This window comes from Tepidimonas sp. (assembly GCF_029335975.1).
Taxonomy (GTDB): Bacteria; Pseudomonadota; Gammaproteobacteria; order Burkholderiales; family Burkholderiaceae_C; genus Tepidimonas.
The window spans coordinates 1-20496 of sequence record NZ_JARJMT020000012.1 but is presented as its reverse complement, the minus strand read 5'-3'; the positions used below and the strand labels follow the sequence as shown (position 1 = coordinate 20496).

21 protein-coding genes are annotated in these 20496 nt (G+C 67.4%); 4 read left to right on the top strand and 17 right to left on the bottom strand.

Annotated features, from left to right (window positions below):
• From P3W97_RS00695 to P3W97_RS00620, 16 genes are all read right to left on the bottom strand, one after another.
• Positions 1 to 344 (bottom strand): Na+/H+ antiporter subunit G (locus tag P3W97_RS00695; protein WP_300843056.1); only part of this gene is annotated, 344 nt, incomplete at its 3' end.
• Between the two features lie 13 nt (positions 345 to 357).
• The gene (locus P3W97_RS00690; RefSeq protein WP_300843055.1) at positions 358 to 639 is read right to left on the bottom strand and encodes a K+/H+ antiporter subunit F; all 282 of its coding nucleotides are present in this window, start codon (positions 637 to 639) and stop codon (positions 358 to 360) included.
• Complete coding sequence (locus tag P3W97_RS00685; RefSeq protein ID WP_300843054.1) at positions 636 to 1214, bottom strand: Na+/H+ antiporter subunit E; 579 nt, start codon at positions 1212 to 1214, stop codon at positions 636 to 638. The genes P3W97_RS00690 and P3W97_RS00685 overlap by 4 nt, the downstream gene beginning before the upstream one ends.
• Positions 1211 to 2878 carry a monovalent cation/H+ antiporter subunit D gene (locus P3W97_RS00680; RefSeq protein WP_300843053.1) on the bottom strand — a complete coding sequence of 556 codons (1668 nt, stop codon included), beginning with the start codon at positions 2876 to 2878 and terminating at the stop codon, positions 1211 to 1213. The genes P3W97_RS00685 and P3W97_RS00680 overlap by 4 nt, the downstream gene beginning before the upstream one ends.
• Complete coding sequence (locus P3W97_RS00675; protein ID WP_300843060.1) at positions 2878 to 3249, bottom strand: Na+/H+ antiporter subunit C; 372 nt, start codon at positions 3247 to 3249, stop codon at positions 2878 to 2880. Before P3W97_RS00675 ends, P3W97_RS00680 begins: the two co-directional genes overlap by 1 nt.
• A 2-nt stretch (positions 3250 to 3251) precedes the next feature.
• Positions 3252 to 6083 (bottom strand): monovalent cation/H+ antiporter subunit A, encoded by a 2832-nt coding sequence (locus P3W97_RS00670; RefSeq protein ID WP_300843052.1) that lies wholly within the window; start codon positions 6081 to 6083, stop codon positions 3252 to 3254.
• A gap of 114 nt (positions 6084 to 6197) precedes the next feature.
• Positions 6198 to 6557 (bottom strand): monovalent cation/H(+) antiporter subunit G, encoded by a 360-nt coding sequence (locus P3W97_RS00665; protein ID WP_300843051.1) that lies wholly within the window; start codon positions 6555 to 6557, stop codon positions 6198 to 6200.
• Positions 6554 to 6820 (bottom strand): monovalent cation/H+ antiporter complex subunit F, encoded by a 267-nt coding sequence (locus P3W97_RS00660; protein WP_300843050.1) that lies wholly within the window; start codon positions 6818 to 6820, stop codon positions 6554 to 6556. The genes P3W97_RS00665 and P3W97_RS00660 overlap by 4 nt, the downstream gene beginning before the upstream one ends.
• Positions 6817 to 7185: a Na+/H+ antiporter subunit E gene (locus P3W97_RS00655; RefSeq protein ID WP_300843049.1), complete on the bottom strand. Its 369-nt coding sequence runs from the start codon at positions 7183 to 7185 to the stop codon at positions 6817 to 6819. The genes P3W97_RS00660 and P3W97_RS00655 overlap by 4 nt, the downstream gene beginning before the upstream one ends.
• A 13-nt stretch (positions 7186 to 7198) precedes the next feature.
• Positions 7199 to 8653: a proton-conducting transporter membrane subunit gene (locus tag P3W97_RS00650; RefSeq protein WP_300843048.1), complete on the bottom strand. Its 1455-nt coding sequence runs from the start codon at positions 8651 to 8653 to the stop codon at positions 7199 to 7201.
• Positions 8650 to 9087: a sodium:proton antiporter gene (locus tag P3W97_RS00645; protein WP_300843047.1), complete on the bottom strand. Its 438-nt coding sequence runs from the start codon at positions 9085 to 9087 to the stop codon at positions 8650 to 8652. Before P3W97_RS00645 ends, P3W97_RS00650 begins: the two co-directional genes overlap by 4 nt.
• Positions 9084 to 9542, bottom strand: a complete 459-nt coding sequence (locus P3W97_RS00640; RefSeq protein ID WP_300843046.1) for an MnhB domain-containing protein — start codon at positions 9540 to 9542, stop codon at positions 9084 to 9086. The genes P3W97_RS00645 and P3W97_RS00640 overlap by 4 nt, the downstream gene beginning before the upstream one ends.
• Positions 9539 to 11866: a hydrogen gas-evolving membrane-bound hydrogenase subunit E gene (mbhE, locus tag P3W97_RS00635; RefSeq protein ID WP_300843045.1), complete on the bottom strand. Its 2328-nt coding sequence runs from the start codon at positions 11864 to 11866 to the stop codon at positions 9539 to 9541. The genes P3W97_RS00640 and mbhE overlap by 4 nt, the downstream gene beginning before the upstream one ends.
• A gap of 164 nt (positions 11867 to 12030) precedes the next feature.
• Positions 12031 to 13032, bottom strand: coding sequence for a D-glycerate dehydrogenase (locus P3W97_RS00630; protein ID WP_300843044.1), 1002 nt, complete (start codon positions 13030 to 13032; stop codon positions 12031 to 12033).
• A 24-nt stretch (positions 13033 to 13056) separates the two neighbouring features.
• Complete coding sequence (locus P3W97_RS00625) at positions 13057 to 13782, bottom strand: nitroreductase (RefSeq protein WP_300843059.1); 726 nt, start codon at positions 13780 to 13782, stop codon at positions 13057 to 13059.
• A 44-nt stretch (positions 13783 to 13826) separates the two neighbouring features.
• Positions 13827 to 14801: a histone deacetylase gene (locus P3W97_RS00620; RefSeq protein ID WP_300843043.1), complete on the bottom strand. Its 975-nt coding sequence runs from the start codon at positions 14799 to 14801 to the stop codon at positions 13827 to 13829.
• 148 nt (positions 14802 to 14949) lie between these two features.
• Between P3W97_RS00620 and phaP the strand changes: the two genes are divergently transcribed.
• Entirely contained in the window at positions 14950 to 15525 is a 576-nt protein-coding gene (gene phaP / locus P3W97_RS00615; RefSeq protein WP_300843042.1) for a TIGR01841 family phasin, read from the top strand.
• A gap of 105 nt (positions 15526 to 15630) precedes the next feature.
• Here phaP and P3W97_RS00610 read toward each other — a convergent pair whose 3' ends face one another.
• Entirely contained in the window at positions 15631 to 16503 is an 873-nt protein-coding gene (locus P3W97_RS00610) for a patatin-like phospholipase family protein (protein ID WP_300843058.1), read from the bottom strand.
• Positions 16504 to 16792: 289 nt separating this feature from the next.
• On the opposite strand from P3W97_RS00610, the gene P3W97_RS00605 reads away from it, so the two are divergent.
• The 3 genes from P3W97_RS00605 to P3W97_RS00595 all read left to right on the top strand — a co-directional run bounded on the left by P3W97_RS00605 (position 16793) and on the right by P3W97_RS00595 (position 20320).
• The gene (locus tag P3W97_RS00605; protein ID WP_300843057.1) at positions 16793 to 17791 is read left to right on the top strand and encodes an extracellular solute-binding protein; all 999 of its coding nucleotides are present in this window, start codon (positions 16793 to 16795) and stop codon (positions 17789 to 17791) included.
• 144 nt (positions 17792 to 17935) lie between these two features.
• Positions 17936 to 18694, top strand: coding sequence for a 3-hydroxyacyl-CoA dehydrogenase (locus tag P3W97_RS00600; protein ID WP_300843041.1), 759 nt, complete (start codon positions 17936 to 17938; stop codon positions 18692 to 18694).
• A 57-nt stretch (positions 18695 to 18751) separates the two neighbouring features.
• A complete protein-coding gene (locus tag P3W97_RS00595) occupies positions 18752 to 20320 on the top strand; it encodes a diguanylate cyclase (protein WP_300843040.1) in 1569 nt (522 codons plus the stop codon).
• The last annotated feature ends 176 nt before the right edge of the window (positions 20321 to 20496 follow it).

The following is a 20496-nucleotide window of genomic DNA, read 5'->3' as shown; positions in this document are numbered from 1 at the left end:
CGGTCTGCCGCGCGGCGTTCCGGCACGGCGTCGCGCGGAACCGGCGCTTTGGACGCCAAGCGCAGGTGCAGCGCCGCCTGCCCCATCAGGCTGGCGGACACCGGTGCCGTCACGAACACAAACAGCGTGATCAACAGTTCTGCGATGCCGGGCCGGCCATGAGCCAATGCCACCAGCATCGACGCGATCAGCACCCCCCCGACCCCCAAGGTTGAGGCCTTGGTCGGCGCATGCAACCGCATATAAAAGTCGGGGAAACGGATCAACCCGATCGCCCCGACGAGCAGAAAAAACGACGCGACCAAGATCAGCACTGCAGCCAGGTTTTCCAGTACGACGCTCACATTCGCCCCCTTCTTACTCGATCACGTCACCACGGGTGACATAGCGGGCCAGCGCCACGGTCGAAACGAAGCCCAGCATGGCCACGATCAGGGCTGCCTCGAACAGCAGTTCGGTGTCCAAGCGCATGTTGAGCAGGATGATCAAGGCCACCATCCCCATGTAGAGGGTGTCGAGCGCCAAGATACGGTCGGGTAACTCCGGGCCGCGCAGCAGGCGCCAACCGCACAGCAGTACCGACAGCGCCACCACAACGATGCCAATGTTGAGTGCCCACAGAAGCAATGGACTGCTCATGCCTGCCCCCCCGTCCGCACACCGTGCAGGCTGTCGAGTTCGACCCGAAAGATCCGCATCAGCGGGGCCTCATAGCGGGCCTTCATGTCGGCCACCATCGCCTGCGGGTCCTCGCAATTGAGGGCGTGGACCAGGATTTCGCGCCGGGCTTCGTCGATGGTCATGGATACCGTCCCCGGTGTGGTGGTGATGATGCTGGCCAACAGCGCATTGACGCGCGGATGGTCGGTGGCCAAAGGCACGCGCAACCACGCGGGGCGCGGCCGCTGCATCGACCCGAGCGTCAGCCGCGCCACCGTGATATTGGCAACGACGATGTCCCACAACACCACCAGCAGCAGGCGCACCACCGTCGGCCAGTGCAGGCGGCTCGCATCGCCCAGAAAGGGGGCGAGCAGGCGCGGTACGGCCCAGGCAAGCGCCAGCGCCGACAACCCATGCACGAGCGTCAGGCTGTGCGACAGCATCAACCATGTCACACCAAGCTGCAGCGACAGCACCGGATGGGGAAAGAGCACCCGCCAGCCGGTGGGCGGCATGCCGGGGCGGGTCGGCTCACGGGGGATGGCGCTCATGGCCGGCTCTCCTGTGCATCGGTCGGCGGCTCCGCCGGGCTGCTTGGCGCGGCTGGGCGGCGGCCGTCGTAGGGTCGCGTGGTGGGCACGCCTGCGCCGCCCTGGCGGGCCAGGACGGCGCTGGCATAGCGGGCCTTGTCGGTCAACTGCTGGGCCAGAGCGTCGGTGTAATCCTTGATAGGCGCGGCCCAGATGGCCATGGCCACGGTCACGGCCATGAAGGCCCACGGGGCGGCCAGCAAGCGAACACTGGTGCCCGACGCCTGCGGTGCCACGGCAGGCTGCACATGCCAGAACATGACGACACCGGCGCGGGCCAGCCCCAACAGGGTCAGAAAGCCCACCCCGATCAGCACGCTCCACACCCAAGGCTGCGCGGGCAGTCCCGCCGTGCTTTGCAACAACATCACTTTGCCCAAAAAACCAGGCAGCGGTGGCAGCCCCGCTGCCGACGCCGCGCCAAACAGCATCATGACACCAAGCAGCACGGGCTCGCGCACCGCGGGGGCCGGCTGCAGACGGTCGTGCATGGCCCCACGCTGGGCCGCGGCCAGTTCCACGAACAAAAACAGCCCGGCAATGACAACGGTGCTGTGCAGCAGGTAGTACATCGCCGCAGACAATGTCTCGGGCGTGAACAGGGCCACGCCTGTGACGATCGTGCCCACCGAAGATACGGTCAGGTACGCGACCAGCCGCGCCAGGGTGTGTGCTGCCAGCACACCCAACACCCCAAAGACACTGGTCAGCAGCGACACGGGCAACAGCCAGGGTTGCACCGTCAGCGACGCCGCGCCCGCATCGATCCCAAAAATCACCCAATGGACGCGCACGATGCTGTAGACGCCCACCTTGGTCATGATCGCAAACAACGCGGCCACGGGGGCGCTGGCTGCGGCGTAAGTCCCCGGCAGCCAGAAGTACAGTGGCACCAGCGCCGCCTTCAGGCCAAACACCACCAGCAAAATGAGCGCCGCCGACTGCGCCAGCCGCAGCGACGCGCCGTCCAACCGTGCCACGTGCAGGGCGGCGTCGGCCATGTTGAGCGTGCCGGTCACCGAGTAGAACATGGCCAGCCCGATCAGAAACAGCGCCGATGCCGTCAGGTTGAGCACCACATAGTGCACCCCCATGCGCAAGCGCTCGCGCCCCAGGCCGTGCAGCATCAGCACATACGACGCGATCAGCAGCACCTCGAAAAAGACGAACAGGTTGAACAGGTCGCCGGTGAGGAACGCCCCACTGAGCCCCATGAGCTGAAAATGGAGGATGGCGTGGAAATGCCGACCGCGCGTGTCCCAACCCCCGCAGGCATACCACAGCACCGGAACCGCCACCAGGTAGGTCAGCAACACCATCAGCGCCGACAGGCGGTCGAGCACCAGCACGATGCCAAACGGCGCTGGCCACTCGCCCAGTTCGTACACGGTCAGCTCGCCCCCGCTCGCCCGGCCCACCAGGGCCACGGCCAGAGCCAAGCCCAGCAGCGCCGACGCCAAGCTCAGACGCCGCCGCCAACGGGCTCGGCCGACTTCGTGTCCGCCCCCTTGGGCGGACATCCCATCGTGATCGCCCAACAGCAGCAGGGCCATCCCGGTAAACGACGGCAGCAACACCGACAGTACCGGGGCGTGCTGCCCCCAAAAACCCAGCAACGCCTCCATCAGGCTGGTCCTCCGCCATGCGCGCCCGGCCCCGCCGCGTGGCGGCTGCCCGACTCGCAGCCATCCACATGGTCGGTGCCCGTCTCGTGGTGACTGCGCAGCGCGAGTTCCACGATGAAGCCGGTGGTGGCAAAGCCGATCACGATCGCCGTCAGCACCAGCGCCTGGGGCAGCGGATCCGCCACGGCCTTGTGGTCACCTAGGATCGGATGCGCATCCGTCCACAGCCGCCCCATGACGAAGATGAACACATTGACCGCGTAGCTGAGCAGCGACAGACCCAGCACCACCGCAAAGGTCCGTCCGCGCAGCAGCAGGTAGATACCGCAGGCGGTCACCAGACCGATGCCCGTGGCCACGAGAAACTCCATGCTCATGGGTGACGTCCTCCGCGGGGCGGGGTGGATAGGGGCGCCTCCGCGCTGGCCGCCCCCAGAACCGACAGAGTCAAGAGCGTGGCGCCCACCACCGTCGCATACACCCCCAGATCGAACAAAGCGGCGCTGGCCAGCGGCAGCTCACCGAGCAGCGGCACCTGCGGATGGCCATGCGCGCTGGTGAGGAAGGGACGCCCGAACACAAAAGCCCCGGCCCCTGTCAGCCCCGCAATCGTCAGGCCCGAGCCGATCCAGCGCACGAAGCGCCGCCCGCCCTGCGCACGCAGCAGCGCTTCGGCGCGCTCCTGGCCCATCGCCATGTACTGCAACACCAGGGCTACAGCGGTCACCAGCCCGGCGATGAAGCCGCCACCCGGCATGTTGTGGCCGCGCATGAAGATGTAGATCGCCACCACCAACGCCACCGGCAGCACGACCGACGCCGCCACCCGCAGCAGCAGGGGATGTTGGGCGAAAGTCCAGCGGCGTCCCTGCGCATCGACGATCGGACGGTGGGTGCGCATCCCTTCCATGAGCGCCAGCACGCCGATCGCCGCAATGGCCAGCACCGTGATCTCGCCAAAGGTGTCGTAACCGCGGAAATCGACCAGGATCACATTCACGACGTTGGCGCCGCCCCCCGTGGGCAGCGACTGTTCGAGGAAATACCACGCGATCGAGGCGTGGTCGCGCGTCAGCATCACCCACGCGATCCAGGCGATCCCGGCGCCCCCAGCGAGCGCCAGCGCGGCATCGCGCAAGCGGCGATTGCTCGACGATTCGTGCGGGGAGTGCTGGGGCAGCAGCGCCAGGCCCATCAGCAGCAGCACCGTCGAGACCAGTTCCACCGACAACTGCGTCAGCGCCAGATCGGGCGCCGACAAGCCCACGAACACCAGCGAGGTCACCAGCCCCACCACCCCCACGAGCACGACGGCCTGAAAGCGCTGGTGGTGCGTCATCACCAGCGCCACGCAGGTGGCTGCCAGCAGCAGCCAAACCACGACAGCCAGCGGATTGGCCGGCAGCAGCGCGCGCGCGCCAGTGCCGATGTGTTGCCCCATCAGCGGGACCGCCGCTACGACGATGGCAGCCCCCAGCATCCACGCCACATACCGCTGCAGAGAACCGTTTTCCAGTGCCACGGACACGCGCCCGGCCAAGGCAAAGGTCGCATCGACCGCAGCCTCGAAGATCTGCCGACCGGTCAGTGGCCCAAACCAGGCTTCGGATTGGATGCGGTGCAGGCGCCGACCCCGGGCCAGCCGGGCGTAGAACAGGCCGCCGCCCACCAACGCCACGACGCTCATCAGCAGCGGCAGGTTGACACCATGCCAGATGGCCAGGTGATAGTCGGGCAACGCGCGCCCGACCATGGCCGTCGCCGCCACATGGACCAGGGGCCCAAAAGTCGCGCTCGGCAGCACCCCAACCGCCAGACAGACCACCACCAGCAGGATGACCGGCAGCTTCATACCCAACGGCGGCTCATGGGGATGGCGGTTGGGCACCTCGCCCAGCGGACCGTTGAAAAACGTGTCGTGCACGAAGCGCAGCGAATAGGCCACGCTGCAAATACCCGCGATCGTCACCGCCGCCGGCAGCCACACCCCCGCCGCTGCGGCGCCCGAGACGGCTTCGGCAAAAAACATTTCCTTGGACAAAAAGCCGTTGGTCAGCGGTACCCCGGCCATGGAGGCCGCTGCGACCAGCGACAGCGTCGCCGTCCAGGGCATCAACGCCCACAGCCCGCCCAACTGCCGCATATCGCGCGAATGCGTCTCGTGGTCGACGATGCCGGCCACCATGAACAGCGACGCCTTGAACGAGGCGTGGTTGAGGACGTGGAACACCGCAGCGACAGCGGCCAGCGGCGAGCCCAAACCGACCAGACAGGTCACCAAGCCCAGGTGGCTGACGGTGGAGTAGGCCAGCAAGCCCTTCAGGTCGTGCTTGAAGATGGCGATGAAGGCGGCAAACACCAAGGTCGCCAACCCCACCGCGGTGACGACACCCTCGAACCAGCCCGAGCCGCCGAGCACCGGATACATGCGCATCAGCAGGAACACGCCCGCCTTGACCATCGTGGCCGAGTGCAGGTAAGCCGACACCGGCGTTGGCGCGGCCATGGCATCGGGCAGCCAGAAGTGGAACGGAAACTGCGCGCTCTTGGTGAACGCTCCGAGCAGAATCAGCAGCAGCGCCGGCACGAACAGCGGGTCGGCCTGGATCTCGGCTGCGCGGCCGGCCATTTCGCTCAGCTCGAAGGTACCGGCGATCCAGCCCAGCATCAACAAACCCGCCAGCAGCGCCAGCCCGCCGCCGCCGGTCACGGCCAGGGCTTGGCGGGCGCCGCTGCGTGCCTCGGGCCGGTGGCTCCAGTATCCCACCAACAGAAAGGACGAAACACTGGTCAGTTCCCAAAAGACGACCAGCAGCAGCAGATTGTCCGACAGCACCACGCCCAGCATCGCGGCCATGAAGAGCATCATCACCGCATAGAACTTGGCCGCTGAATCCTCAGCCGACAGGTAGTAGCTCGCATACAAAATGATCAACAGCCCAATGACCGTGATCAGGCCCGCAAACAGGAACGACAGGCCATCGAGCCGCAAGCCAATGTTGAGCCCGACGTCATTGACCCAGGGGTGAAATTGATACACCCCTGCACCGCTCCAAACGGCCGGCGCCTGCAGGGCCAGCAAGACCAGACTGCAGCCGGTCACGGCCGCGGCGACCAGCGCCGTCCCGCGGCGCGAGCGGCCGCCCAGCCACCCGGTCAAAGTGGTGCCCACGAGCAAGGGCAGTAAGACGATCAATAGCAGCACGGCAATCGGTCTGGCATAGGACAGGCGCGCACGGCGCCCGGTCCGCCGCAGGGCGGGGTGGGTCGAAAACCGCCGATTGTAGGGAAGTGCGCCGGGGCCTTTTCGGCGCAGCGCTCAGCTGCGGCCGGGGGGCCGTGCCTCGTGTATCGCGGGCCCTGGATCGGCACCGACCACCGGGGCGCGTGCAGCGTCGGCCTCCTGTCCGGCTTCGCGCACCGCAGCACGCGCCAGCAGGTTGGAGGCAACGGGCAGCGTCGCAAGCAAAAAGCCAATCACCAGCAGCAGGCGCCAAATCCAAGATAGCTCGGCCGCCGCGAGCGCTGCGCCCCCACACACCAACGCCACCGCCAGCGTTCCCGCCTTGGTGGCGGCATGCTGGCGTGTCAAGGCATCGGGCAAAGCGAAGACGCCCCAGGCCGCGATCACCAGCAGGACCGCCCCACCCCCCAACAGCCACGCCCCGAGCCCGCTCATTGCTCCTCACCGCCTTGATCCACGAGCCGGGCCCAACCCACCGTGGCCACGAAGCCGACGAGCGCCAGCCCAATCGCCACATCCAGAAACACCGTGCGCGCCGTGGCCAGCGCTGCCGCCACGCACAGCGTGACCGCCGCCGCCAGAAAAATATCCAGCGCCACGATCCGGTCGGCATGGCGCGGCCCACGCACCATGCGCCAGGTGGCCAGCGCAATCGCCAGCCACGCGGCCACGACCAACCACCACAACACGGGGCTCATGGCGCCCTCCCCTGGGCGTCCATGGCCCGGCCAAACAGCGCCACGAGCCCGGGCTCGAAGTCCCGGCGGATACCCTGTACCACCGCCTCGGTGTCGGACGCATCCAGCACATGGAGCAGCAGTTCGCAGCGCGCCAGGTCGATGTCGATGGTGGTCGTGCCGGGGGTGAGCGTCACCATGCACCCCAGCAGGGCCGCGCCTTGTGCGCTCATGGGGGCAAACCGCACCCGCAAAAACGCCGCAGCCGGCGGCCGGCGGTCCCCCAGGCTGGCACGGGCGATCACTGCCACCGTCTGCACGCCCGAGACCACCACCGCCCTCAAGAACCGCGCGATCAGCACTGCAGCCGCCCATGCGCGTTGCACCCACCAACCCATGTCAGCGCCCCCCCAACGTGTCCGCCGCCGCCAGACTGTAAGCCAACAAATGCTCGGGCTGTAGCCCGATCGCCAGTGTGATCAACGCCAGCCCCCCGGTCACGGCCCATGCGGGTGCCAGCCGGGCGTCGGCGGGCGGGGTCCAGTCCGCGCGGGGATGGGCCTTCCAGAACGCTTCCATCCAGATCTTCATCATCGAATACAGGGTCAGGACGCTCACCAGCAGCGCCACCCCAGCCCAGATGATGCGCCCCTGCAACAAAGCCTCCTGCAGCACCCACAGCTTGGCCCAGAAGCCCGACAGCGGCGGAATGCCCACCAGCGACAGCGCCGGCACCAGGAACAACACCCCCAGCAGGGGACGAGCGCGGTACAGTCCGCCGATCTGGCGCAGGTCGTAGCTGCCGCTCAGGCGCCAGATCATGGCCACGATCAGAAACAGATTGGCCTTGACCACGATGTGGTGCAAGGTATAGAACAGCGTTGCCGCATCCCCGGCCGAGCTGGCCAGGGCCACCCCGAGCAGGATGTAGCCGATCTGGCTGACGATGTGAAACGCCAGGATGCGGCGCATGTCCCAATGGTAAGCCGCGCCCAGCACCCCGAACAACATGGTCGCTGCGGCCACCCAGCCCAGGGCCTCGAACAACCACTGCGGCACGGGGACAAATACATCGCGCAAGGCGCGCAGCACCGCATATACCCCCACTTTGGTGAGCAGCCCCGCAAACAGCGCCAACACCGGCGCCGGCAGCGTGTGATACGACGCCGGCAGCCAGGCAAACCAGGGGAAAGCCCCCGCCTTGATCAAAAACGCCAGCAACAGACCCGTGACGGCCAGCGCCGATGCCCACGGCGCCACCTGGGGCCAGGCGTGTGCAATGGCACCGTAATTGAGATGGCCGCTGACCGCATAGACCATGCCGACAGCCATCAGTAGCAACAGCGTGCCCAGCAGGTTCAAGACGAAATACTTGAAGGTCGCATCCAACTGGTCCGCGCGCCCGCCGATGGCAAACAGCCCCACCGCGCAGATCAGCATCACCTCGAACCACACATACAGGTTGAACAGATCGGCCGTGGCAAATGCGCCGCCGACGCCGACCAGCACCCCGTGCAGCAGCGGCAGCATCAGCGGGTGGGTCGGCCGCGTGTCCGAATCGCTGGTCAGAAACGCCAGCGACGCCACCCCCATGATCGCGGTGATCAGCACCAGGGCGGCGCTTAAGCGGTCCACCAAAAATTCGATGCCGAATGGCACCCCCCAGCCGCCGAAGACGGCCTGTGCCGGGCGGTCGGCCGCCGCCTGTGCGAGCAGTGCCAGCGCACAGCCCAGCAGCGCCCACGCCCCCGCGTGGCCCAGCCACCGTTGCAGGCGCGGTCGCCCCATGGTCAGGGTGGTCGCGGCCACCGTGGCCAGCGGAACCAGCACCGGAGAGACGGCCAGCGCGCTCATCTGCGTCCCTCCGGCGCTGGATCGGCCCGGGGCGGCCACGCTGGCTCATGCGCGGCATCTGCCACGGGCGGCTTGAGCGCGTCGGCCGGCGCGGGCTCGGCCAGCCGCAGCGCCAGGGCATCGTCGGTGCCGAGGCGCTGGATCAGGCGCAGCACCAGCGCGAGCGAAAAGCACACCAGCGCAAAGCCGATCACGATGGCCGTCAGCACCAGCGCCTGCGGCAGCGGATTGGCCGCATCGCGCAGCACGGTCTCTTCGGGCACGACGATCGCGGGGGCGGTCGACCCCAGTCGCCCGGCTGCAAACAGCGCCAGATTGATCGCGCTACCCATGATCGCCAGCCCCATCACTGCGCGAAAGACATCGCGGGACAGCGCCAGGAAAACCCCAGCCGCGACCGTCGTCCCCACCGTCATGGCCAACATCCAAATCATGATTCGTCTCCCTGCGCTGCCTCGATCGCCTCGCCCAGCGCGAGCAACGCCAGCGCATAGCCGGCCAGCGCCCCCCATACACACAGATAGACGCCCAGATCGAACCACAGCACGGTGGACAACGGCAGCTCGAGGCCGCCCAAGTCCAGCGCCCACCACCCATGCGTCAGATAGGCTTGCCCTTGCCACCAAGCGGGCACGCCCGACAGCCCCGCCAGGGCCACGCCCGCCGCTGACAGCCGCAGCGGCGAGCCCAATGGCAGGCGACGGCGGGCGGCCTCACTGCCGCGCGCCACCGCCCACAGCACCGACGCCGACGCGGCGACCAGCCCACCAATGAAGCCGCCACCCGGCTCGTTGTGCCCGCGCAGCAGCACCCACAGCGACACCAGCACGATCACGGCGTACAGAGGACCGCAGACGACCTCGAGAATGACCGAGCGGCTTTTTTTCATGGTGCCGTCCCTCCGCGGGCTGGGTGGGTCACCCGCTGTGACACCGGGCCAGGCGGGCCACCGATCGCGCGCAAGAGCGGCCACGCGGCCAACAGCGACAGCATCACAACCGAGATTTCGCCCAGAGTATCGAGGGCACGAAAGTCCACCAGAATCACGTTGACGACGTTGCGGCCCTGCGCATCCGGCACGCTGCGCTGCGCAAAAAACTGTGACAAGCTGGCATCGAACGGAACCGCCACACTCACCAGCAACCACAGCGCCACCACCGCCCCAAAACCCACCGCCACAGCGGCACGCAGCGCATGTGGCTGCGGCGCATCCAGCCCACGGCCAAAGCCACGCTGGCGCAGCTTCATCAGCACCGACGCCGCGACAATAACGAACACGGACTCCACCACGAACTGCGTGAACGCCACATCGGGCGCCCCGGCGAACAAAAACACGACGCCGCTGCCAAAACCCACCAAACCCGTCGCCAACAGCAGCACCAGCCGGTCGCGCTGGAACAGGGCCAGCACCGCCCCCGTGGCGATCAACACGCACGCGCCGCCAAAGCCCCAGCCCGGCGGTGTCCAGGCCGGCCACGCCCAGGCCGCCCCACCCCCCAGCAGCACGGCGCCCAGGACGGCCGTCGACACCGCGAGCATGGTCACCCCGTAGCCGGGCAGGCGCCCGTGCTGCAGCCAGCGGGTCGCAGCAGCGGCCACCGCGGGGATCGCCCGCACGGCACGCTCGTATTGCGACGCCATGCCGATGGGCCCGACGCGCAGCGCCACCCGCTCAAACAGGCGGTGCAACGGATCCCAGAAAAAGAACACCATCAAGCCGACCGCCAGGGTCACAGCCAAGGACAGCAGCGAAGGCCCGACTTCCAGCGCCAGTGCAACCACGACCGCTTCCGTCCCCGGCGTCATGGCAACCGATGCCTCGGCGATCAAACCCTGCACCACATAGGGGAACACACCCAGGACGATGCCCAGACCCGCCAAGACCAGCGGGGGCAGCACCAGCGCCCAGCCCCCTTCGTGGGCCTGAGGTGTTTCGTTGCTGCCCGGGTGGCGCCAGAACACCCGAATCGCGGCCACCGCCGCTACCGCCACGGCGATGGCACCAAACACGGTGTTGGCGGCCCGCGCGAACGCAAAGACCTCATCCCCCGCCTTAGCAGCCAGGATCGCGTCCTTGGCGATGTAGCCGAACGACATCGGCATACCCGCCATAGACGCGCCCGCCAACAGCGCGGCAGCGGCCGTCCAGGGCATGGCATGGCGCAGATTGCCCAGCCGGTCGATGACCCGCGTGCCTGTGCCATGGTCGATGTTGCCCGCCACGAAGAACAGGGGGGCTTTGTACAGCGCATGTGCTAGCAACATCGCCCCGACGGCGACCGTGGCGCCCTCGCCGCGCAGGCCCACCAGCGCCACCAGCGTCCCCAGTGTCGCCACGGTGGACCAGGCCAAGATGCGCTTGAGGTCACGCTCTCGCAGCGCCAGCACCATACCCCACGCCGCGGTGAGCGACCCGACCGCCTTCAGCGCCCACTCCCACAACGCCCATTCGCCGAACCCCGGGTCGAAACGGGCCAGCAGATAGACCCCCAACTTCACCATGGTGGCCGAATGCAGGTAGGCCGACACTGGCGTCGGGGCCGACATGGCGTTGGGCAGCCAGAAATGAAATGGAAACTGCGCGCTTTTGGTGAAGGCGCCGACCAGCATCAATACCAGCGCCGCAGTCAGCGCTGGGGATGCCGGCATCTGGGGCAGTTGCGCGACGATGGTGCTGATGCTCGTGGTACCCATCACCTGGCCGAGCAGGATGAAACCCGCGAGCAGCGCCAAACCGCCGGTTCCCGTCACCAGCAGGGCCTGCTGTGCCGACTTGCGGCTGGCCGCATCCTCGTGGTGGAAGCCGACCAACAAAAACGACACCAGGCTGGTCAGCTCCCAAAACACGAACAGCGTGATCAGATTGTCGGCCGTGACACAGCCGATCATCGCCGCCATGAAGAGAGACAGCAGCCCATACAGCCGCCCTTGCTGAGGGTGACCAGCCAGATAGCCGCCAGCATAGACGAACACGGCCACGCCCACGCCCGTGATCATCAGCAGCATCAGTGCCGACAACCCGTCGATGTAGAAGGCCAGTTCGATCCCCGCGCTCGGCACCCAGGCCCAGCGGGCCTGGATCGGCAAATCGTAGTGGCTCAGCAAACCCAACACCCAGGCCAGTGCCGCCACCGGCAACAGGGTAAACGCCGCCCGCGCGGCGAGGCCGAGGCCGACGTCCGGTGCGTGCGGGGTGTGATGGGCGTAGGCCATGGTCGGTGGGTGGCTGTCGATCCGCCAGGCCCCGCCTCCTCAAGGATCCTGCGCGGTGCCGTGCTCGAACGACGGATTCCGCACCAGCGGGAGAGTTCCCGCGCGCTGGGCCGGCCCGCATGCCTGCACGGCCAACCCCGCCCCGACCCGCGCCGCTGTCCCATTCACGGGCGAGGCTGGCGGGGATGGTTGACGGGTGTCAAAGCACGCCCCTCGGTCAAGTAGGCAATCAGGTTGTCCACCGCCAAATCGACCATGGCCCGGCGCGTGCGCAGGGTCGCGCTGGCGATATGGGGTGTGAGCACCACATTGGGCACTTCCAGCAGTCCCGGGTGGACGGCCGGCTCGCCCTCGAACACATCCAGCCCTGCGGCGGCGATGCGCCGGTCGCGCAGAGCCTGGGCCAGCGCAGCATCGTCCACAATGCCACCGCGCGCCAGGTTGACCAGCACGGCGGTGGGCTTCATGCGCGCCAGTTCCGCCGCACCGATGATATGGTGGTTTTGCGGCGTGTAGGGCAGCACCAGCACCACGTGGTCCGATTCGCGCAGCAGCGTGTCCTTGTCCACCCAGGTCGCGCGGCAGTCGGCCTCGATGGCTGCATCGAGCCGACTGCGGTTGTGGTAGAACACCCGCATGCCAAAACCGTGCGCGCCGCGCCGGGCGATCGCCTGGCCGATGCGGCCCATGCCAAGGATGCCCAGCGTGGTGCCGTGCACCTCGGCCCCAGCGAACAGGTCGTAGGACCAACGCGTCCAGCCCCCGACGCGCAGGTAGTGTTCGCTCTCGGTCACCCGGCGCGCGGCCGCCAGCAGCAGCGCAAAGCCAAAGTCGGCCGTCGTCTCGGTCAGCACGTCGGGGGTGTTGGTGCCGACCACGCCGTGGGCGTCCATGGCGGCGATGTCGAAGTTGTTGTGGCCCACCGTCATATTGGCCGCGATGCGCAGCGTCGGGCAGGCGCGCAGCAGGGCATCATCGATGCGCTGCGTGCCGGTCAACAACACCCCCGCCTTGCCCTGCAGGCGGCGCATCAGCTCGTCGGCGGACCAGTCTTCGTCGGCCTCGTTGGCTTCGACATCAAAGTGCGCGCGCAGGCGCTGCACCGCCTCGGGGAACACGGCGCGCGCCACCAAGACCGACGGCCGACGGACAGCGCAATCCTGCATGGTCCACTCCAAGCAACGAACGTGTCACTCCAGCCATGTCACGAAGCGCTCGATCGGCTCGCGCGGGGTGACGAAGCGGTTGACCGTCGCCTCGGGGTCGGCGTAGCCGAGCGACAGGCCGCAGACCAGCATCTCCTGCTCGGACGCGCCGATGTGCGGCAGGATGATGCGTGCATAGTGGTTCCACGCCGCCTGCGGGCAGGTATCCAGACCATGCGCGCGCGCGGCGACCATCAGGTTTTGCAAGAACATGCCCGTATCCAACAGCGATCCCCGCCCCATCACGCGGTCGATGGTCACCATCAACCCCACCGGCGCGTCAAAGAAGCGGAAATTGCGCTGGTGCTGGGCATGCATCCGGTCCTTGTCGCCCTTGCCGATGCCGAGCAGCCCGTACAGGCCCCAGCCGTTCTCGCGCCGGCGGTCGATGTACGGACTCACCCATTGGCTGGGGTAGTAGTCGTAGGCCTCCTGATACTCCGCCGCCAGCGCCGGGTTGGCGCGGATGGCGTCGTGGGCGGCGCATACTTTGTCCACCAGCGCCTCGCGCGCCTGCCCCTGCAGGACGTAGACCTTCCAGGGTTGGGTATTGGTGCCCGACGGGGCGCGCGCCGCCACCCGCAGCAGCCGCTCGATCAAGGGCCGGGGCACCGGCCGGGGCAAAAAGGCGCGCACCGAGCGGCGGCCGACGATGGCCGCTTCCACCTGCGCCGCATCCAAGGGCTGGGCCCAGGCACGCAGCGGATCCAGATCCGCCTCGGCGTCGGCGACGGACTCGGGTGTGGTGGTGGGGCTCACGGCGGCGGTCTCCTCGAGGGTTCGATTGTCGATTCTGCCACCGCCCGCCAACGTCGCCAGTACGACAGCGCCACCGCATAGGTGGTGCGCTGCACGCGCACGGTGGTGGCGATGTCGCGGCCATAGCCGCCCGCCATGGTCATGGCCACAGGCAAGCGCCGCTGCCACGCCCAGTCGAACACACGACGATCGCGCGCCTCCATGCCATCGTCGCTCAGGCGCAGCCGCCCCAGACGATCGCCCTCGTGGGGGTCGGCACCCGCCAAGTAAATCACGAAGTCCGGCTCGAAGCGCCGCTCCAATTCGCCCAGCGCCCACTCCAGTGCCTGCAGATACCCGTCGTCCCCACAGCCGTCGGGCAATTCCACATCACAGTCACTGGGCTCCTTGCGAAAGGGGAAATTGCGCGCCCCGTGCAACGACAGGGTGAACACCGACGGGTCATCTCGAAAGATGCTGGCCGTCCCGTTGCCCTGGTGGACATCGAGGTCCACGATCGCCACCTGCAACGGGCGGGCGCGCGCCGACGCCCCGCGCCGGGTCCATTCGGCCTGCATCAGGCGCGCGGCCACCGCAGCATCGTTGAAGACGCAAAACCCTCCCCCCTTGTGGGCGTAGGCATGGTGTGTGCCCCCAGCGATGTTGGCGGCCACGCCCTCGCCGGCCAGCGCCACCCGGCTGGCCTGGATGGTGGCACCGACCGAGCGCCGCGCGCGCTCGGCCATCGCGGGGCTCCAGGGAAAGCCGATCTCGCGCTGCAGGGCCGGGGCGAGCGTTCCGTGGGTGATCGCGTCGATGTAGGCCGGCGTGTGGGCCAGCGCCAGCTCGCCATCGCTGGCCGGCTCGGCCTGCTGCCAGCGAATGTCCGGCTCGTCGGCCAGGGCGTCGCGCAACAGGGCGTACTTGGCCATGGGGAAGCGGTGGCCCGGCGGCAGCGGCAGCACGAATTGGGTCGCGTAAAACACCTGCATGGTGCGCAGTGTGCCAGCGCGGCGCCGAACCTGCCGGCCAGAGCGAATGCTGCAGCGCAACATGGCTTGCAAAATTTAGCGGCTCTCGTATAATTCGGATGCATGTTGCAGTGCAACAAATTACCCACCCTGACCAGCGGAGGATGACATGCTGACCCCTGAACAACTGGCTGCCGCCCACAAGGCCCACGTCGAGATGCTTTTTGGCCTGACGCGCAAGGCGTTCGAGGGCGTAGAAAAGCTGGTCGAACTCAACCTGCAGGCCACCAAGGCGGCATTGCGTGACTCTGCGGACAATACGCAGGCCCTGCTGTCGGCCAAAGACGCGCAGGAACTGCTTCAGCGCCAGGCCGCCTTGCTGCAGCCGCTGGCCGAAAAAACGGTCGCCTACAGCCGCCAACTCTACGACATCGCCGCCACGACGGGCAGCGCCTTTGCCCAGGTGGCCGAGCAAAACGCGGCCGACGTCCAGCACAAGGCCATGGCGGTGATGGACAATGTCGCCAAGAATGCCCCGGCCGGCACCGAAGCCGCGGTCGACGCCATGCGCAACATGGTCCACGCCGCCACCTCGGCCATGGAAACCGTCCAACAAGCCGTCAAACAAGCAGCGGAATTGGCTGAAGCCAATTTCCACCAGGCGGTGGCTCAGGCGCAGCAAAATCTGCCTGGTGCTGCGCAGGCACCCAAAACCACCGCCCGCGCGCGCCGCACCGCGGACTGACGGGCGGCCCTTCGTAACGAGTTGTCTCCTCGGGTCTCTTCGAAATCAGATTCAGGGACCCTTACCAGCCCCGCTTCGGCGGGGTTTTTTTTCGGCCGGGGCCGATCAGCGCGCGGCCTGTGGGCCAGCCAGCAGCGGCTGGCGCAGGGCCAGCAGTTGCTCGCGCAAGCGCGGCAAGCCGGCCTGCATGGCGGCGCGTCCTGCGGCGATGCTGCGCTCGCGCGAGGCGAAGTCGGCGCTGCCGATGCCATCCAGCCGGGGGCGGATCACCACATCCGCGCGACCGAGTATGTGGCGGTTGATCACCTGCCCCATGATCGTGAAGGTTTGCAGCAACACCCGTACCGGGTCGGTCTGGCTCAGCGGCTCGGCGGGGCTAGAGATGTCCACCGCAATCACCAGCTCGGCGCCCATCTCGCGCGCCTGCTCGACCGGCACCGGCGCCACCAGACCGCCGTCCACATAGGTCCGACCTGCGATCGGCACCGGCGAAAACACCCCCGGCACCGCGCTGGACGCCCGCACCGCAGTCCCCGTGTCCCCGCGGCGGAACAGCACCGGCTGCCCGGTGGCCAGATCGGTGGCCAGAATGCCCAGGGGCAAAGGCATGGCCTCGATCAACCGCCCTCGGACCATGCGGTTGACATAGCGCGCCAGCGCCTCGCCGCGCAACAGCCCCCGGTTGAAGAATGGCACGGTCCAGTCCGCAATCGTCGCCTCGTCCATCTCCAGCGCCGCGCGCTGCAGCGCTGCACCGGACAGGCCGTGGGCATACAGCGCCGCCACCAGACTGCCGGCGGACGTGCCGACCACCAGATCGGGGCGCACGCCTTCGCGCTCCAGCACCTGGATGACGCCGATGTGGGCAAAGCCGCGCGCCGCCCCACCGCCCAGCGCCAATCCCACCCGGGGCGGACGCGTCGCTGGCGGCGCCGTTGGGGTCGGTGGCGCCTCTGGCGGCACGGCACATCCCGACAGCGCCCAAGTCGCCAGCACCGCTACCCCAACGCTTAGGCATCGGCGGCGAGCGAGGCCGGGACGAGGAGTCAGCAGACGGCTCGATTTGGATCTGTCAAACATAACGATAATGATTCTTGTTTGTGATATCATGGCTACCACGATGCGCACGGTCTTGCGCATCTGTTTGCCTCACCAATTCCAGTTTTTATTCGGAGTTCTGCCCATGTCGAAGCTTGCCTCGCCGCCGCGCCGCCGTGTCATGCGAGGGGCCTTGTCGCTCCTGACGCTGAGTGCGCCGCTGTTGTGGATGCCCGCCGTCGCCTCCGCGCAAGACAAGGTACTCAACCTTTATTCGGCGCGCCATTACCCGAGCGACGAATTTATGTACGAAGCCTTTACCAAGGCCACGGGCATCCGGATCCAGCGGGTGGACAGCGACGACGCCGGGATTGTCGCGCGTTTGCGGGCCGAAGGCCCCGCCTCGCCGGCTGACGTGGTCCTGCTGGTAGACGCGGCCCGCATGGCTGCTGCCGATGCCCAAGGGCTGTTTCGCCCGATCCAATCCGCCAAGCTGGACGCAGCCATCCCACCGGAGCTGCGCGCTGCACCGACCCCCGAGGGGGTGACATGGACGGGCTTTTCCACCCGCGCGCGTGTCATCGTCTACGACCCGCAGCGCGTCAAGGCCGAGGACGTAGCCACCTACGAACAACTCGCAGACCCTAAACTCAAGGGGCTGTTGTGCACGCGCAGCGGCTCGCACCCCTACAACCTGTCGCTGTTTGCCACCGTGATCGAGCGACTGGGCGACCAGGAGGGGCAGGCCTGGCTCAATGGGCTGGTGGCCAACATGGCGCGCGCGCCTAAGGGCGGAGACACCGACCAGATCCGCGCCGTCGCCAGCGGCGAATGCGGGGTGGCGCTGACCAACAGCTACTACCTGGCGCGTCTGCTCAAGTCCGACAAACCAGACGACCGCAAGGTGATGGAGCGGGTGCGAGTGGTGTTCCCCAATCAGGCCACCACCGGCACACACATCAACATTGCCGGAGCTGCCGTTGCGCGCCACACCAAGAATCTGGATGCGGCAATCGCGTTCATGGAATTCTTATCTACCCCTGTGGCGCAGGAATATTTTGCCAACGGCAACAATGAGTTTCCGGCGGCACGCGGCATCCGGCTGGACAATCCCGCGCTGCGGGCCATTGGGGGCGAGGGTTTCAAGGCGGAAAACATCCCACTGGCCGTCGTCGCCAAAAACCTGACCAAGGTGCAACAAATGTTGGACCGAGCCGGCTACCGATGATCCCGGCGCCGCCTCGCCATGGCGGCGCCACACCCTTTCCTGGTGTGGTGCACCCGATGGTGCTTGCCGCCCGCCCCATTGGCGGGCGTTTTTTTCGCCTATGATTGACGTTTACGTCAACGTCAATCAAGCAGGAGAGCGGCCATGGAAATTGCGGGCAAGGTGTATGTGGTGACGGGCGGCGCCTCGGGCCTGGGCGAAGGCACGGCGCGCATGCTGGCCGCGAATGGCGGTCGCGTGGTCATCGCCGACGTGCAGGCCGAACGCGGCGAGGCCGTGGCCCGGGACATCGGCGGCGTCTACGTCCGCTGCGATGTGAGTCAGGAGGCCGACGCCCAGGCTGCCATCGATCGGGCGGTGGCGTTGGGCAAGCTGGCTGGGCTGGTCAATTGCGCCGGCATCGCTCCCGCCGAAAAAACCGTGGGCAAGAACGGGCCGCACAGTCTGGCGCTGTTCACCAAGGTCATCCAGGTCAACCTGGTGGGTACCTTCAACATGATCCGCCTGGCCGCGCAGGCCATGAGCGCCAACGAGCCCGAAGCGACCGGCGAGCGCGGCGTCATCATCTCCACCGCATCGGTCGCCGCTTTCGAGGGGCAAATCGGTCAAGCCGCCTACAGCGCCTCTAAAGGCGGCGTGGTGGGCATGACGCTGCCCATCGCACGCGACTTGGCCAAGCTGGGTATCCGCCACATGACCATCGCTCCGGGCATCTTCGGCACCCCCATGCTGTTTGGCATGCCGCAGGAGGTGCAGGATGCGCTGGCCGCCATGGTGCCCTTCCCATCGCGCCTGGGCCGGCCCGAGGACTACGCCAAGCTCGTCAAGCACATCATGGAAAACGATATGCTCAACGGCGAGGTGATCCGCCTAGACGGCGCGATCCGGATGCAGCCGCGCTGACCGAGGCCAAGGCCTCGCCCGTGGCTTCGGGGGCGGTCACAACCTATACTTTGCGGCATGGGTAGCCCCGCCTCCACTCCCCAGGAAATCGCGCGCGAAGCCGTCAAACTGCTGGCGGCGCGACGCCTGCCGCCCACACCGGACAATTTCCAGTCGGCCTATCACGAGGTAGCCGGTACTCGGCCGCTGCAGCCTTTCCCGCTGGCACAGCTGCGCCAGATCGGCCAAGCGCTGCCGGAGCGTACGCCAGCCCAGGTGCGTTTCAAGGCGTTGTTCAATAAGGCCGTCTCGCGCCACAGCTGGGACGATCTAGAGAAGTTGCTCACACAGCATGCGGGCAACCCCTCCCCCTCGGCCGCCGTGGAGGCCGCGCCCGTGACCCATGCGCCCGCGGCCCCCTTGCCCGACCCCACCGCACAGGCCGAGGCGGTGCCAATCGCCCCCGACATCGCCGAACAGACCGCGCGCGTGATCGATATCGCGCTGCCGCTGGTGGCCGCCGACGACACCCGTCTGCGCGACATGGGCGAAGAGCTGGTGCGCTATCTGCGGCTGGAGCAGCACCACACGCCCACGTTGCGGCGCATGCTCGCCGACTACGCCTACCGACTGTCCTTTGGCGTCGATGATCAATTGGGTGTGCGTCAGGCGCTGCTGGATTTGCTGCGCCTGGTGTTCGAGCACATCGACGCCATCAGCCCCGACAATCCGTGGCTGCGCCAGCAGATGCAGGCGCTGGTGCAAGCCGCCGAGCCCCCGCTGACGCAAGGGCGGCTGCAAGACCTGCAAGCGCGGCTCAAAGACGTCATCGTCAAGCAGGCCGAGGCCCGGGAGCAGACCGTGCGCGCGCAAGAGCTCATGCGCCAGACGCTGACCACGTTCCTGGAGCGTCTGGCCCAAACGACCGTCAGCACCGGCCAGTACCATGCCAAATTCGAAGCGTGCGCCCATGCGCTGGAGCGCGCCGAGAGCTTGGCCGATATGGCGCCAGTCGTGCAAGAGGCGATCCAGACCGCGCGGTCGTTTGCGGCCGACACCCAGCGCGTGGTGGACGAGCTGACCGACCTTCGGGACCGCGCCGATCGCGCCGAGGCCGAAATCCAGCGCTTGCGCGCCGAGCTCGACCAGATGGCCGAACTGGTCACGCACGATCTGCTGACCGGGGTGCTCAACCGCAAGGGGCTGCAAAGCGCCATCGACCGCGAAACACGCCGCGCCGAGCGCACCGGCACACGGGTATGCATCGCGCTGCTGGACGTCGACGACTTCAAACGCCTCAATGACACGCTGGGTCATTTGGCTGGCGATGCGGCGCTCAAACACCTGGCGGATGTCGCCCGGCGCAGTCTGCGTCCACAGGACACCATCGGCCGCTACGGGGGAGAGGAATTCATCATCATCCTGCCCGACACCACGACCGATGAAGCCGCCGGTGTCGTGCAACGGCTGCAGCGCGACCTGAGTGCCCACCTGTTCTTGCAGGGCGAGCAAAAGGTGCTGATCACCTTTAGCGCGGGGGTGACCGAACTGCAGCACGATGAGCCGGTGGACGCCGCCATCGCCCGTGCCGATGCGGCGATGTATCGCGCCAAACGCGCCGGCAAAAACCGCGTCATGACGGGCTAGTGGGCGGGGGAATAGGGATGCGCCGCCGAACTTGGCTGCGTCAGAGCGCCGGATTCGCGGTCGCGGCAACGTCGGCGCCGTGGTTGCTTGGCTGCAGCGACGAGCCGCGACTGACCGTGGCCTTTCACCCCTGGCCGGGCTATGCCCCGATGCATCTGGCGGATCACTTGGGCTGG

Coding starts and splice junctions, on each gene's coding strand:
- phaP (WP_300843042.1), top strand. CDS start 14,950: ATGCTGACCCCTGAACAACTGGCTGCCGCCCACAAGGCCCACGTCGAG.
- P3W97_RS00680 (WP_300843053.1), bottom strand. CDS start 2,878: ATGGAGGCGTTGCTGGGTTTTTGGGGGCAGCACGCCCCGGTACTGTCG.
- P3W97_RS00620 (WP_300843043.1), bottom strand. CDS start 14,801: ATGCAGGTGTTTTACGCGACCCAATTCGTGCTGCCGCTGCCGCCGGGC.
- mbhE (WP_300843045.1), bottom strand. CDS start 11,866: ATGGCCTACGCCCATCACACCCCGCACGCACCGGACGTCGGCCTCGGC.
- P3W97_RS00685 (WP_300843054.1), bottom strand. CDS start 1,214: ATGAGCGCCATCCCCCGTGAGCCGACCCGCCCCGGCATGCCGCCCACC.
- P3W97_RS00650 (WP_300843048.1), bottom strand. CDS start 8,653: ATGAGCGCGCTGGCCGTCTCTCCGGTGCTGGTTCCGCTGGCCACGGTG.
- P3W97_RS00605 (WP_300843057.1), top strand. CDS start 16,793: ATGCCCGCCGTCGCCTCCGCGCAAGACAAGGTACTCAACCTTTATTCG.
- P3W97_RS00690 (WP_300843055.1), bottom strand. CDS start 639: ATGAGCAGTCCATTGCTTCTGTGGGCACTCAACATTGGCATCGTTGTG.
- P3W97_RS00595 (WP_300843040.1), top strand. CDS start 18,752: ATGGGTAGCCCCGCCTCCACTCCCCAGGAAATCGCGCGCGAAGCCGTC.
- P3W97_RS00600 (WP_300843041.1), top strand. CDS start 17,936: ATGGAAATTGCGGGCAAGGTGTATGTGGTGACGGGCGGCGCCTCGGGC.
- P3W97_RS00630 (WP_300843044.1), bottom strand. CDS start 13,032: ATGCAGGATTGCGCTGTCCGTCGGCCGTCGGTCTTGGTGGCGCGCGCC.
- P3W97_RS00665 (WP_300843051.1), bottom strand. CDS start 6,557: ATGAGCGGGCTCGGGGCGTGGCTGTTGGGGGGTGGGGCGGTCCTGCTG.
- P3W97_RS00645 (WP_300843047.1), bottom strand. CDS start 9,087: ATGATTTGGATGTTGGCCATGACGGTGGGGACGACGGTCGCGGCTGGG.
- P3W97_RS00640 (WP_300843046.1), bottom strand. CDS start 9,542: ATGAAAAAAAGCCGCTCGGTCATTCTCGAGGTCGTCTGCGGTCCTCTG.
- P3W97_RS00675 (WP_300843060.1), bottom strand. CDS start 3,249: ATGGAGTTTCTCGTGGCCACGGGCATCGGTCTGGTGACCGCCTGCGGT.
- P3W97_RS00660 (WP_300843050.1), bottom strand. CDS start 6,820: ATGAGCCCCGTGTTGTGGTGGTTGGTCGTGGCCGCGTGGCTGGCGATT.